The organism is SAR86 cluster bacterium (assembly GCA_023703575.1).
GTDB lineage: Bacteria > Pseudomonadota > Gammaproteobacteria > Magnimaribacterales > Magnimaribacteraceae > Magnimaribacter.
This window is the reverse complement of the sequence record CP097969.1, coordinates 1,505,704-1,519,944: the sequence shown is the minus strand read 5'-3', so window position 1 is coordinate 1,519,944 and position 14,241 is coordinate 1,505,704. Positions and strand designations below refer to the sequence as shown.

Below are 14,241 nucleotides of genomic sequence, written 5' to 3'. Positions count from 1 at the left end.
AATGAAGAAGATTAAACTTTTTATATTTCTTGTAAGCTTCGGCTTAATATCTTCTTATACTTTTTCCGAAGAAGGTGAAGAAGAGGCTGCACAGCCTTCAAACCCTCAAGAATTACTTGAAATAGTAAAACAAGGTCAGTTTGCTGATACTCAGGAACAAAGGGAGAGAGAGGCTGCATTTAGAAATGAAAAAAATAAACAAGCTAAACTACTTTCAGACGCAAAAGATGAAAGAGCAAGATTAGAGAGGGAAGCTGCGAGACTCGAACAACAATTCGAAGCGAACGAGGCATTATTGGTTGTTGCAGAAGAGCAATTAAGGGAAAGACTCGGTTCATTAAATGAGATATTTGGTCACCTAGCTGGTAATACTACTGAAGCTAGAAATATCATGGAGCAGTCAATTACAGCTGCTCAATTTGGTAAAGAAAGAGAAGAATTCATGACTGCTCTTGGTTCTAAAATGAATGAAGGAATTAAATTAGCCTCAATTCAGGAACTTGAAACATTATGGTACGAACTTCAAAGAGAAATTAATGCATCTGGTGAGGTTGTCAAATTCAATACCGAAGTTATAACCACTGATGGTAATGTGGAAAATAGAGATGTTGTAAGAGTTGGTAACTTTAATGTGGTTTCCGATGGACAGTATTTGACTTATTCTCCTTCAAGGGGTGCTTATTCAGAACTTCCTTCACAACCTGCAGGAAGATATACGTCTCAAACCTCAGATATCCTGAACGGGGACTCATTTCCTGTTCAGTTTGCCGTAGATCCTACCGGACCTCAAGGGGGCTCTCTACTTGCTAGTTTGATATCTATGCCAAGCACATGGGGCAAGATGCAAGAAGGTGGGCCAGTTGGATATATGTTGATGATAATAGGTCTACTTGCAACACTACTATTTATATGGCGATTCTATGAGCTATGGAATATTAGGGGTGGCGTGATAGCTCAAGCTGGAAATTCGATGTTGAGTAATGACAATGCACTAGGAAGAATTCTAAAAATTGCCGAAGAAGATAAAGAGGCCGATACTGAGACTTTAGAGTTAAAAATGGCTGAGCAAATACTTAAAGAAAGGCCAACAGTAGAGGGCTTAAATTGGGTTCTCAAGATTGTCTCAGTTGTAGCACCTTTGATGGGTCTGTTTGGAACAATCATAGGTATGATTGAAACCTTTACAATGATAACCTTATTCGGTACTGGAGATCCAAAAACAATGGCAAGTGGTATTTCCACTGCTCTTGTAACAACATGGCTTGGCTTGATGGTCGCTATTCCGACCACCTTTATGTATGCGACAGTAAATAATATTTCTAGGGGAATTCTAGGTACTATTGAAGAGTCAAGTACAGGAATGGCAGCTAAACGTTCAGAGGGGACTAATTAAATTATAAAGAAATAAAAGGATGCAATTTTTTTATAACTTTTCTGATGCTCTTTTCGCTTTTATGCAAAGAGGAGGAGATGTTCTTTACTTAATAGGACTATTAGCCTTCGTTATGTGGTTCCTCATTTTTGAAAGAATGTGGTTCTATTTCTATACTCACAAGAACTATGTTGGAGCCTCAATGACAGAATGGGATTCTCGACAAGATAAAAGCTCTTGGAATTCTAAAGCCATAAGAGACATGTTAATTTCAGAGAACGAAATTAGAATTGATAAAAATCTCGGACTTATAAAAATGTGTGTTGGTATAGCACCTTTGTTTGGTTTATTCGGAACCATCACTGGAATGATTGAAGTCTTTCACTTACTTGCAGTTACTGGAGGTGGCGATGCCAAGGCCATGGCCGGAGGAGTTTCAAGGTCAACAATACCTGCTATGGCAGGTTTGGCGGTTGCCTTAACCGGGACATTAGCAAATCAATTTTTAGTCAATAGGGCTCAAAAAGAAAAAGATCTACTGGTTGATCAGTTGGTCGCAGAATAGGAATTTAATTATGAGAAGATCACCAATTAGTAGTGCTGTAGCTGAAGAAGAAGATATAAATTTAACGCCTATGTTGGACGTAGTTTTCATTCTTCTGATTTTCTTCATCGTAACAGCTAATTTTATTAAGGAACCGGGTTTAGAGGTTAACAGGCCAGATGCTGAAACTTCTAATATCCAAGAAAATGCTGCCATTCTCATAGCTATCGGCGCTACAAACGATATTTGGATAGATGGTAGAAGGGTGGATGTAAGACAAGTAAAAGCAAATATTACTAAGCTATTGGCTGATAACCCCCAAGGATCTGTTGTTATTCAGGCCGACGAAAAGGCTCAGGCTGACGCAATCATACAAGTTATGGACCAGTCCAGAGAAGCTGGAGTGTATGCAATTTCATTAGCATCTGAACCGAAATTTTAGATTCTATGGGATTTTTTGCGGAACAAAATCTTAAAATGCTAGGAGCCACTTTAAGTGGGTCTTTATTCCTCACAGTTGCCATTTTTTATGCTATGCAATGGTTAATAGACGTTGGTGACGTAGAGCTAAATGACAAGTCAATAAAAATAGCTGATGTCACTATGCCTGAAAGAGAGCTAGAACTTATGATGGATATGGAGCGTCCTCAAGAAGAGGAGCCTCCGCCTGAAACAATGCCACCTGAATTTGATATGACCCCTCCAGCTGACCTAGATACATCTGCAGCTAGACCAAACTTAGGGTTCAAAGGAAAGAAGGCAGGGGTATTTGCCGATGGTTCATATGTTCCCATTTTCCAAGTTCCACCTGTATACCCTAGGAGAGCTCTAGAAAGAGGAATAGAAGGATGTGTAATGCTCAAATTCACCGTCACGAAAGTTGGTTCTACAAAAGAACCCGAAGTTGAATGGTCAGTGCCTCCAGGGATTTTTGACAGAGCAGCAATGAGGTCTGCGTTAAAGTATAAATACAAACCTCAGATAAGAGATGGTGAAGCCATAGAAGTACCGAATGTACGAACAATCATTGTATTTAAGATTGAAGATCCTAGTAAGCCGGCGGATTATGTTCCTGAAGGCTGTGCATAAATAGTTATGAAAAGATTAAAATTAAATTACCCCTTAAAAATATTTCTAATTGCAACAGTGATAAGTTTATTGCCAGTTACTTTAGGAGTATCACCTCTAGACTACAAAGGTGCATCTCTTGAGGCAGCTGATGATGATACTAAGAAGAAAAAGAAAAGAAGACGTACAAAACTTCCTAGTAAAAAGATGCAAAGAATTTTGCAAGGCTTAGTTCCTTTAATTGAAAATGAACAATGGGACGAAGCTCTGCTTGCACTCGAGCCTGTTGCTGTTGTAGATTCCAAATTTACCAGCACAGATAGGTCGAAGATGTACTATTACAGAGGATACATCTATTTTTCAAAAGAAGATTACAGCCTTGCTGAAAGAGCTTATAAGAATTTGATTGCAGAGGAAGACTCTAGCGATCAAGAGAGACAGGGAGCCATATATTCCTTATCACAACTCAGATATATTGCAGAAGATTACAAGGGCTCCATCAGTTATTTACTAGAATGGCTTGATAATGAAGAAGAGCCAAGTTCTGATGGGTACGGACTTCTGGCTCAAGCCTACTATCAAGTAGAAAACTTTCAAAAATCTGTTGAAGCGATAGATACTGCAATAGAAATTCAAGAATCTAGAGATATACCTATAAAAGTCGCAGTTCTTGATGCTGAAGGCAATGAAACAGGGGAGATGATTGAGACAGGAGAAACAAGAAAAGGAGTAGCTAAAGAAAATCATTATTTGCTCAAAATGGCACTCTACTCCGAATTAAAGAAAGACCTTGAAGTCTTACCAATTTATGAGATTCTTGTTCAATACTATCCGAAAAAGAGATACTGGACTAATCTATCTGGTTTATACGGACAAAGAGATAGACAAATGGATCAAATGGGTGCCCTTGAAGCTGCTTATGATGACAATCTTTTAGATAAACAAAGAGAGTTTACAGCACTGTCACAACTTCTTTTTATGTTTGAAAACCCTCGTAAAGCTGCCAAAGTCATAGAAGATGGTTTAAATCGCGGAATAGTCAAAAAAGAAGAGAAGACATTAAAGGCTGCTGCTCAATACTGGCACGCAGCCAAAGAACTCGAAAGAGCAAAACCCTATTATTTACAGGCAGCAACAAAATCTAAGGAGGGCGAGCTGTTCATCTTTCTAGGGCAAGTTCATTTTAGTTTAGATGAATTTGATAAAGCTGAAAAAGCGATTGAGGATGGCTTAGCAAAAGGCAAGCTGAAAGATGAAGCTGCAGCTTATATGCTCTTAGGACAAATAAATTTCGAAAACCAAAAATGGGAATCTGCAATTGAATCTTTCAGAAAATGTATAGATGTAGCTGAAAGACAATTTGATGATAAAAAAGAAAAGCAAAAAGAGAAGAAGAAAAGAGTTCAAGATCAAGCTAGGAAGTGGGTGACATATACTGAAGGTGAAGAAGAAAGAGTTGAAGCTCTTAAGTTAAAAAGAAAAGCTTTAGGCGTCTAATGCCTCTGGTATTCCACAAAACTAAAATTAAGTCCGTTTTCAGAACTTTGTTTTCTTGAGATTTCTTTCCATTGATTTTTATCCCACTCAGGAAAAAAAGCATCTGGTGAAATCACTTCAATATCTATTTCTGTTATTAGAAGTTTTGTAGCTAAGGGTAGAAATTCTTTGTAAATATATTCTCCACCAATGATATTAATCTTTTCAGAGTAACTTTTTGCCTGCTCTAAGGCATCCTTACTTGAGTTAACTTCAATTATTCCCTCTCTCTTCTTAAATGTTCTCGTCATTACAATATTCTTTCTTTTGGGCAAGGGTCTGCCAATTGAATCAAAAGTTGCACGACCCATAATTATGGATGTATTTTCTGTATTTTCTCTAAAAAACTTTAGATCTTCTTTTATTTCCCAAGGGATTTTTCCGTCTTTGCCAATTGCTAGATTTTTATCTACGGCTGCAATTAATATGATTTCCATTAAACAGCAATGGGAGCACTAATAAAAGGATGAGAGTTATAGTTTACAAGTTTGAAATCTTCAAAATTATAATCGAATAAAATATCTTTTTTATTTATCTCGATTTTGGGTAGTTTATGTGGCTCTCTAGATAGCTGTTCATCAACCTGATCGAGATGATTCAGATAAATATGTGTGTCACCTAAAGAGTGAACAAATTCTCCTACCTCTAGATCTGTGACCGAAGCTATCATGAAAGTAAGAAGGGCGTAAGACGCGATATTGTATGGAACACCTAGAAATACATCGGCACTTCTTTGGTACAACTGACAAGATAGCTTTCCATTGGCCACGTAGAACTGAAAGAGTGTATGACACGGCGGCAAGCCTGACTTAATCATGGTTGGAATTTCTTTTGGATTCCAAGCCGAGACAATATGTCGTCTAGAGTTAGGACTATTCTTTAGATCCTCTATTACCAAAGCTAATTGATCAACTCCTTCAAAATCTCTCCACTGCTTGCCGTATACTGGTCCAAGATCTCCATACTCTTTTGCGAAGGAACTGTCTTTTTTTACTAGATCAACAAATTTTTGTAATTTTTCCTTCCACTCATTTGAATGCATGATCAGCCCTTCTTTTTGATTTGTTTTCTCCAACCAACTTTGAAATGGCCATTCATTCCAAATGTTTACATTATTTTTTACTAAATATTCAATATTTGTATCGCCTTTTATGAACCATAAAAGTTCATGCAAGATGGCATTAAAGTTTACCTTTTTGGTGGTTACTAGTGGAAAGCCATCATTCAAATCAAATCTCATTTGATGTCCAAATATGCTGATTGTTCCTGTTCCGGTTCTATCCTCTTTTTTAGTTCCTTTAGATTTTATTTCTGTAAGTAGATTTAAATATTGTTCCATTAATTCATGTATTTTTTCTGTACGAATAATAAATTAGAAGGACACCAATTACTATCATTGGAAGGCATAGGAGTTGCCCCCTTGTAAAAATTTCAAAAATAAATCCTATATGTTGATCTGGTGTTCTAAAGAATTCAGTGAAGAATCTAATGACTCCATATCCTAACAGGAAGTGTCCAGATATATTCATTTTAGGTTTTAAATTCCTTGAGATAAGAAGCATATAAATAAAAAGCACTATACCTTCTCCAAAAGCTTGATATAACTGAGATGGATGCCTCGTTAATCCAAATGGATCTGAAGGAAATATAACTCCCCAACTTATATCAGTTGGCCTGCCTAGAAGTTCTGAATTCATAAAGTTTCCCACTCTTACAAATCCCAGGCCAGGAGGCACAAATGGAGCTACTCTATCCATCAACCAGAAGAATTGAACACCCCAGCTTCTTGATAGCCAGAAGCAAGCAATTAAAACTCCCAGAAGACCTCCATGAAAGGATAATCCTCCTTGCCAAATAAAGAAAATAGATAGAGGATTAGATATAAATTGCTCTATCGAGTAAAAGAAAACATACCCTGTTCTTCCACCTAATATCGCACCTAGGAGGCTATAAAACATTAGGTCACTGATTTGATCTACATCTAGGTCCTTTTGGTATCTTTTGATTAAGAAGTAGATAGTTGAAAAGGCAGCCAACCATGTCAGGCCATACCATCTAATTGCTAATGGCCCTATTTGTATAGCTACAGGATCTAATTCAGGAATTAACATTATGGCTGCCTGATTTCATCCACCATATCAAAAATTTCTTTGGGCGGAGGTTTAGTAAAAATTGAAATACTTAATGCGAGTGCAAAGTTCAAGATCATGCCTATACAGCCAATTCCCTCAGGCGAGATACCCAATAACCAAAAGTCTGAATTATTGATATCTGGATTAATAAATTTGAAATAAATAATATAAGAAGCAGTAAATAGTAGACCTCCAAGCATGCCGGTAATTGCTCCTTCCTTATTGAGTCTTTTGTAGAATATACCCAGAAAAAGTGCTGGAAAGAATGTTGCTGCAGCGAGCCCAAAGGCAAAAGCCACAACCTGTGCCACAAATGCCGGAGGATAGATGCCAAAAATGCCAGCTATGCCTATTGCTACAGCAGCTGCTATTCTTGCATACTTGAGTTCTTGTTTTTCAGTAATTTTAGGCATGTAGGTTTTCTTTAAAAGATCATGCGAAACAGACGAAGATATTACTAACAGGAGCCCTGCTGCCGTTGAAAGAGCTGCTGCAAGACCTCCAGCAGCCACTAAAGCTATAACCCAGCTCGGAAGTTGAGCTATTTCAGGATTTGCCAAAACGATTATATCCCTGTCTATATAAATCTCATTTTCATTAGATAAATTGGGTTCATTTTCAAGAAGCCTCTGTCCATTAGGCCCTCTAAGTTTTTGATATGAAGGTTTTACATTTTCCAGGGCATCACCAGATGAATACTGAATTTTTCCATCTTCATTTTTATCCATCCATGCAATTAAACCTATTTCTTCCCAGTTCTTAAACCAGGAGGGTGAAGTGCTATAAGGCTGATCTTGAATCGAATCGATTAAATTCATTCTTGCAAAAGCAGAAACAGCAGGAGCTGTTGTATATAAAAGTGCTATAAAAATTAGCGCGTAACCAGCAGATCTTCTTGCTGCACCAACACTAGGAACCGTAAAGAATCTCACTATGACATGAGGCAATCCCGCGGTACCAAACATTAGGGCTGCTGTTATACAAAAAATATCAATATTACTTTTAGCATTTTCAGTATAAGCAATGAAACCTAGCTCCTTTGTAACCTGATCTAGTTTATCGAGAAGGTATACTTGACTATCAACTAGAGTGCTTCCAAAGCCAATTTGTGGAATAACTTCGCCGGTCATCAAGATTGAAATAAATATAGCAGGCACTAAGTAGGCAAAAATAAGTACGCAGTATTGAGCTACTTGAGTATATGTAATACCTTTCATGCCTCCTAAAACCGCATAAAAGAAAACTATGGCCATTCCTACTATGACACCTGTATTAATATCAACCTCTAAAAATCTAGAGAAAACTATTCCTACTCCTCTCATCTGCCCGGCGATGTAGGTAAAAGAGATGAATATTAAACACACAACAGCTAATTTTCTGGCTGTCTTGGAATAATAACGTTCACCTATGAAATCGGGGACAGTAAATTTACCATACTTTCTTAAATACGGTGCAAGAAGAAGTGCTAATAAAACATAACCTCCAGTCCAGCCCATTAGATATACGGATCCATCTTTTCCTAGAAATGCAATCAAACCTGCCATAGAAAGAAAAGAAGCCGCAGACATCCAATCCGCTGCAGTAGCCATGCCATTTGCCACTGGATGGACATCTTTACCAGCTACATAAAAATCATTTGTAGATCTTGCTCTCGACCATAAAGCAATACCTATATAAAGGGCAAAGGTTGCACCTACAAAAAAATATGTAAGAAGCTGGGTTGTCATATTTCTTCTTCTTCAGAAAGTTTTTTATCAAGCCTCTTCATCAACCACACATAAAGAAATATGATTATTACAAATATATAAATGCTACCTTGTTGAGCAAACCAAAATCCTAGTTTAAATCCGCCTAACCTTATTTGATCCAGAGTATCGGAGAAGATAATTCCAAATCCAAAGGAAGCAACAAACCAGATTACTAGAAGTGAAAAAACAATTTTTAAATTTGCCTTCCAATACTGCTGAGTTTTATCTTTCATTTAACGCATTAATAGGTTCAATGCCATTAGCATAACTAAAAAAGCAAACCCTATCCTAAGTTTCTTTTGTTTCATTCTGTGAGCTATTTTTACACCATATTTTGCGGTTACTGAGCTAACTAATCCAACGATTATAGTGGCAGGTAAATATACGTAACCAATGCTATTCTCAGGGAGATTTGTATTTTCATGCCCTATAATCATATAAGATAAGGACCCAGCTAAAGCAATAGGTATGCCGCAAGCTGCAGAAGTACCAATGGCCTTCATCATCGACAAGCCTCTGTGATAGAAATACGGTACTGAAAATATACCTCCTCCAATTCCAAATACTCCTGATAGCCATCCTATTCCTCCTCCTGCTAATACTGGGCCAATTAAGTTAGTTCTTGGATTTTGGGGCGGTGGAGGGAACTCAAAGATTAATTGTATGGATGCAACCACAAGAAATAAGGCAACCAATCCTTGAAGCGTATCACTGTCTAAGGCGCCAGCTGTGATTCCCCCAAGTGATGATCCAATCACTATACTTGGTGCTACTAATTTTATGAGGCCCCAATCTACGGCACCTCTAAAGTTGTGAGAGAAAGTAGAAGATAATGAGCTAAAGACTATTACTCCAAGTGAACTGCCAAGAACCATATGTGATAGAATTTGTTCAGGAAATTGCAGATAAGAGAATGTATAAAAAAAAGTTGGAATTATAATTATTCCCCCACCAATACCGAATAAACCAGCTAAGATGCCAGAGAATGTTCCCAGTAAAAAGTATAATAGAATTTCCAAAAATCTATTTTAACATTAAGTGTAATTACACTCTCTAATTTATGTGCTTAATAGCCTTGTCAGTTGAAAAAAGTAAAGATTGGAGCGGTAAAGATTCATATTTTTACAAGATAATCGCAAACCGAGATGAATATCATGAAAGACCAACTAGCGGAATGAGATGGTGGTCAAACAATATTGTGCTTGCAGGAAGAGACGAAGAGGCTGGAGGAACATGGCTTGGTGTAAGTAAAGAAGGCAAGTTTGGTGCAATTACAAATCTTAAAGAGGAAACTGATATCAAGTACTCAAATTCACGGGGATCACTTGTAACGGAATTCCTAGAGTCTCAAATTTCTGCAAAGTCTTACCTTGAAGCACTAGAACCTAACAAAGATAATTACGCCGGCTTTAATTTAATTGTTGGAGATAAAAGTGGATTATTTTATTTGTGCAATCGACTAGAAGGTATATTTTTTATTTCTGAGGGAATCCATGCCCTAGGAAATTTAACTTTAAACTCCTCAACAAAAAAAATAGAATCAATTAAGAATGATTTTAACCAAATTCTTCATGAGGGTTTTGCAATGGATAAAGGCTTCCATGTTATGAGGAAAGAGTATGGAAATCTTCATGAGAAAACTAAAAAAGAACTGCAAGTCAGGGATGGAGAAGAAATTCCCTTTAGATTTATAAGATCACCTATATATGGAACTCGATGCACTACAGTATTTACGTCTGAACCATCTGGCTTAATCAATATTTCAGAACTTACATATCAGAAAGAGGGTATAGAAGGAACTCGTGTCGATTTCTCATTTAATGTAAAAGACTAATAAACTTTCATTTGATCTTTATAGAAGGGAAGGAAATCTGTGAGCACTTGTCTGTAAGCATTTTTCTTAAATTCCACACCCGCCGATACCGGATGCCAGTAACTCGCCCACATCCATTCTGTAAATTCAATTTGGTTATGTACAGTTAGGTCTATATCATTATCTTGCCCTAGAAATTGAGCTAAAAACCATTTCTGAGATTGACCTTTAAATTTTCTGTTTTTAAAAGAAAAATATCTAGGTATTTTTTCTTTTGGGACATCGTACTTTATCCACTTTTCATTTTCTTTGATTATTTTAATCTTATCTTTTCCAAGTCCCACTTCCTCATAAGCTTCTCTGTAGATAGCATTTTCCGGAGTCTCTCCATCATCAATTCCTCCTTGAGGAAATTGCCATCCATCTCCACTCTTTCTTTTACACCATAATAATTTCCCCTCTTTATTAAAAATGATAATGCCAGCATTAGGTCTGTATAATGTTGTTTCCATACTTCAGTCTTGTTCTGTGTATATAATAATGAAAAAAAAGAATTTAGCCTTATTTGATTTAGATGACACTCTTTTTGATGGAGACACAGAAGGTGAGTGGGTAAAATATATGGATAAGGCTGGACTGATCCAAGATTCTGAATTTTTCAATAAAATGGAGAGTTTTGAAAAAAGTTACAGACAGGGTGACTTAAATGTAGACGAGTATTCCGAATTCTTACTCAGCCCATTAGTAGGAAAAAGTCTCAAAGAATTAGAGCATAAAATCGACATATTTACTTCCGATGTTATAGAAAGGCTTACGGATGAATTAACTGAAGAATTATTATTGAGACATCGGGACGATACAAAAATTCTTACATCTGGCTCTTTAACCTTTCTTGTGAAAGTTATTGGCCAAAAAATGGGTATTGAAACTTGTTTTGGTACGGACCCTGAGTATAGAGATAATTTTTTTACAGGTAAGGTTGAAGGAATTCCTAACTTTTCTGAGGAGAAAGTTAAAAGAATTAAGATTTGGATGAAGTCAGACCATTTTGAAAGGATATTCGCTTATTCAGACTCAATTCATGACTTACCATTGCTTGAATTTTCGGACATGCCTTCGGCTGTAAGCCCTGATAATAAATTACGTAAAATTGCAGAAGAAAGAAATTGGTTGGTTGAAGGCAGAAGAAATGCTATTGGTAGTCTTCCATAGAAGGACAACTACATATCAAATTTCTATCTCCATAAACATTATCTACCCTTCCAACAGGTGGCCAGTATTTATTTTCATGTAAACTCTTCGCAGGTAATGCAGCTTCAGCCCTTGTATAGGGATGATCCCATTCATGTTGTAAAAGAGTTTTTGCACAGTGAGGGGAGTTCTTTAATAGATTATCTTGATTAGAAACTTTACCTTCCTCAATATCTTTAATCTCATTTCTGATTGAAATCATTGCGTCACAGAATCTATCTATCTCACTCAGAGATTCACTTTCTGTTGGCTCAATCATTAAGGTGCCCGTTACAGGCCAGGACATCGTTGGTGCATGGAATCCATAATCGATTAATCTTTTAGCAATGTCCTCTACTTCAACTTCTGCTGTTTCCTTTAATGGACGAACATCAATAATACATTCATGAGCTACTAAATCATTAGAACCTTTGTATAAGATCTTATAATGATCTTTAAGCCTATTAGCTATGTAATTTGTATTTAAAATGGCCAGTTGAGTTGCTTGAGTCAATCCTTCAGAACCCATCATCTTCATATACATCCAACTGATTGGCAGTATACTTGCGCTTCCCCAGTCAGTACCAGAGACAGGTCCCACAGCTGGGTCACTTTTATCATGATGTGAAGGGACAAAATCACTAAGCTTTTCGACAACACCAATTGGTCCGATACCTGGACCTCCGCCTCCGTGCGGAATGCAAAAGGTTTTATGCAGATTCAGGTGCGAAACATCTCCGCCAAAGGATCCCGGATAGCAAATTCCAACCATTGCATTAAAGTTTGCTCCATCAATATAGACAAAGGCACCTTTTGAATGAATAACATCACAAACCTCACTGACATTCGTTTCAAAAACACCATGTGTTGAAGGATACGTTATCATTAGAGAGGAAAGATTTTCCTCATGAATCTCTGCTTTTTGTTTTAAATCATCAATATCGATATTTCCATCTTCATCGCACTCGACCGGTACGACTTCAAGGCCTACCATTTGAGCTGATGCAGGATTAGTACCATGAGCAGACTTAGGTATTAAGCAAATATTTCTATGAGATTCATTATTTTTTTTATGAAATGCATCTATCGCTAAAAGACCAGCATATTCTCCCTGTGATCCGGCATTAGGTTGTAAAGAAATCTTAGAGTATCCAGTAAGGTCAACAAGCATCTTTTCCATATCCTCTATTAGCTCTTTATACCCTTGGAGCTGATCTTTAGGAGCGAAAGGATGAATTTTCGAAAACTCAGGCCAACTCACTGGAATCATTTCTGAAGTAGCATTTAGTTTCATTGTGCAAGATCCAAGAGGGATCATAGCTCGATCGAGTGCTATATCTTTGTCACTTAATTTTCTAATGTATCTTACTAGCTCTGTTTCTGTCCTGTGTTTTTTAAAAACCTCATGATCTAAGAAGGAGGACGTTCTTTTCAGCTTTTTTGGTATTGAAGATTTAAAATTCAAATTAGAATCTATTTTTTGATTTGTGAATATTTCCAAGATATTTTCTATATCCTTCATGGAAGTGGTCTCGTCTAATGAGATACCTATATGTTCCTCATCTATTCTTCTAAGATTTATATTCTTGCTTAGAGAGCGTTTATGTATCTCTTTTGTTTGTTGGCCGGATCTAATTATTAAGGTATCGAAGAAGTTATCTTCAAGACAATCTATACCATTAACTTCGAAATTCTTTTTTAACAAAGAAGTAAGGTGGTTAACCTTATTTGCTATCTCAATCAATCCCTCTTTGCCATGATAGATCGAATAAAAACTCGCCATAATGGCCAACAATGCCTGAGCAGTACAAATATTACTTGTAGCTTTTTCTCGTCTTATATGTTGTTCTCTTGTTTGGAGAGCTAATCTATAGGCAACATCTCCATTAGAATCTACTGATGCTCCAACTATTCTGCCTGGCATTGATCTTTTCAATTTGTCGCTAACTGCCATAAAAGCTGCATGAGGTCCTCCGCACCCTAAAGGTACGCCAAATCTTTGAGAGGACCCGATGACAATATCTGCCCCCATTTCACCAGGGGGTTTAAGAATTGTTAATGCCAAAAGATCAGAACCTATAACGGCTAAAGCAGATTGGTCATGGCATGATTTAATATGTTGGCTCATATCAGTAATTTTTCCATTTGAACCTGGATACTGAAGAAATGCACCAAAAACCTCATGGCTTGGAAGGTCAATAGGATTTCCAAATATAAGCTTTATGCCCAAAGGCTCTGCTCGAGTTTTAAGAACATTTATTGTATTTTGAAAACTATTCTCATCCACAAAAAAAGAATTAGACTTTGATTTAGATGAGCGCTTAGCTAATGTCATCGCTTCAGCGGCTGCAGTTGCTTCATCGAGTAAAGAAGCATTAGATAATTCCATAGCGGTAAGATCACTAACCATTGTTTGAAAGTTAATTAAAGCTTCTAATCTTCCTTGAGATATTTCAGGTTGATAGGGTGTATAAGAGGTGTACCACCCAGGATTTTCAAAAACATTTCTAAGGATTACAGATGGTGTGAAATTATCATAATGACCCTGACCAATAAAACTTTTGAATACCTTATTTTTAGAAGCTATTTCTTTCAATTCTTCCAAAACTCCTTCTTCAGTCCTTTCTTCACCTATTTGAACGGCATTTCTTTTGAGGATTGATCCGGGAACTACTGAATCAATAAAAGAGCTCATAGAGTCGTATCCAACCTCCCGAAGCATATAATTAATATCGGCTTCACTCGAACCAAGGTGGCGTTTTGAAAAGAGATTTATTTTATTTAAATTTTCCAATAAT

15 protein-coding genes are annotated in these 14,241 nt (G+C 36.9%); 7 read left to right on the top strand and 8 right to left on the bottom strand.

What is annotated here, in order from left to right; all coding sequences use genetic code 11:
• Position 1: 1 nt before the first annotated feature.
• The 5 genes from M9C83_07785 to M9C83_07765 all read left to right on the top strand — a co-directional run bounded on the left by M9C83_07785 (position 2) and on the right by M9C83_07765 (position 4,481).
• A complete protein-coding gene (locus M9C83_07785) occupies positions 2–1,393 on the top strand; it encodes a MotA/TolQ/ExbB proton channel family protein (GenBank protein ID URQ66539.1) in 1,392 nt (463 codons plus the stop codon).
• 19 nt (positions 1,394–1,412) lie between these two features.
• Positions 1,413–1,937: a MotA/TolQ/ExbB proton channel family protein gene (locus tag M9C83_07780; protein URQ66538.1), complete on the top strand. Its 525-nt coding sequence runs from the start codon at positions 1,413–1,415 to the stop codon at positions 1,935–1,937.
• A 10-nt stretch (positions 1,938–1,947) separates the two neighbouring features.
• Positions 1,948–2,358 carry a biopolymer transporter ExbD gene (locus M9C83_07775; GenBank protein URQ66537.1) on the top strand — a complete coding sequence of 137 codons (411 nt, stop codon included), beginning with the start codon at positions 1,948–1,950 and terminating at the stop codon, positions 2,356–2,358.
• Positions 2,359–2,450: 92 nt separating this feature from the next.
• On the top strand, positions 2,451–3,005 hold the full coding sequence (locus tag M9C83_07770; protein ID URQ66536.1) for an energy transducer TonB: 555 nt from the start codon (positions 2,451–2,453) through the stop codon (positions 3,003–3,005).
• 6 nt (positions 3,006–3,011) lie between these two features.
• Positions 3,012–4,481, top strand: a complete 1,470-nt coding sequence (locus M9C83_07765) for a tetratricopeptide repeat protein (protein URQ66535.1) — start codon at positions 3,012–3,014, stop codon at positions 4,479–4,481.
• Here the strand turns inward: M9C83_07765 and M9C83_07760 are convergent.
• From M9C83_07760 to M9C83_07735, 6 genes are read right to left on the bottom strand one after another with little or no spacing between them, the layout of a single operon-like run.
• Complete coding sequence (locus tag M9C83_07760) at positions 4,478–4,957, bottom strand: dihydrofolate reductase (GenBank protein URQ66534.1); 480 nt, start codon at positions 4,955–4,957, stop codon at positions 4,478–4,480. The two genes, M9C83_07765 and M9C83_07760, sit on opposite strands and share 4 nt — an antisense overlap.
• Positions 4,957–5,859 carry a thymidylate synthase gene (locus tag M9C83_07755; protein ID URQ66533.1) on the bottom strand — a complete coding sequence of 301 codons (903 nt, stop codon included), beginning with the start codon at positions 5,857–5,859 and terminating at the stop codon, positions 4,957–4,959. The genes M9C83_07760 and M9C83_07755 overlap by 1 nt, the downstream gene beginning before the upstream one ends.
• 4 nt (positions 5,860–5,863) lie before the next feature.
• Positions 5,864–6,631, bottom strand: a complete 768-nt coding sequence (gene lgt / locus M9C83_07750) for a prolipoprotein diacylglyceryl transferase (GenBank protein URQ66532.1) — start codon at positions 6,629–6,631, stop codon at positions 5,864–5,866.
• A complete protein-coding gene (locus M9C83_07745; protein URQ66531.1) occupies positions 6,631–8,379 on the bottom strand; it encodes a cation acetate symporter in 1,749 nt (582 codons plus the stop codon). The genes lgt and M9C83_07745 overlap by 1 nt, the downstream gene beginning before the upstream one ends.
• A complete protein-coding gene (locus tag M9C83_07740; GenBank protein ID URQ66530.1) occupies positions 8,376–8,633 on the bottom strand; it encodes a DUF4212 domain-containing protein in 258 nt (85 codons plus the stop codon). The genes M9C83_07745 and M9C83_07740 overlap by 4 nt, the downstream gene beginning before the upstream one ends.
• On the bottom strand, positions 8,634–9,419 hold the full coding sequence (locus M9C83_07735; protein URQ66529.1) for a sulfite exporter TauE/SafE family protein: 786 nt from the start codon (positions 9,417–9,419) through the stop codon (positions 8,634–8,636).
• Between the two features lie 56 nt (positions 9,420–9,475).
• On the opposite strand from M9C83_07735, the gene M9C83_07730 reads away from it, so the two are divergent.
• Positions 9,476–10,234, top strand: coding sequence for an NRDE family protein (locus tag M9C83_07730; GenBank protein URQ66528.1), 759 nt, complete (start codon positions 9,476–9,478; stop codon positions 10,232–10,234).
• Here M9C83_07730 and M9C83_07725 read toward each other — a convergent pair.
• Positions 10,231–10,725 (bottom strand): RNA pyrophosphohydrolase, encoded by a 495-nt coding sequence (locus tag M9C83_07725; protein ID URQ66527.1) that lies wholly within the window; start codon positions 10,723–10,725, stop codon positions 10,231–10,233. The genes M9C83_07730 and M9C83_07725 overlap by 4 nt on opposite strands.
• 28 nt (positions 10,726–10,753) lie before the next feature.
• Here M9C83_07725 and M9C83_07720 point away from each other — a divergent pair, with 28 nt between their 5' ends.
• On the top strand, positions 10,754–11,425 hold the full coding sequence (locus M9C83_07720) for an HAD-IB family hydrolase (protein URQ66526.1): 672 nt from the start codon (positions 10,754–10,756) through the stop codon (positions 11,423–11,425).
• On the opposite strand, the gene gcvP is transcribed toward M9C83_07720, so the two are convergent.
• On the bottom strand, positions 11,406–14,237 hold the full coding sequence (gene gcvP / locus M9C83_07715) for an aminomethyl-transferring glycine dehydrogenase (GenBank protein ID URQ66525.1): 2,832 nt from the start codon (positions 14,235–14,237) through the stop codon (positions 11,406–11,408). The two genes, M9C83_07720 and gcvP, sit on opposite strands and share 20 nt — an antisense overlap.
• Positions 14,238–14,241: the final 4 nt, after the last annotated feature.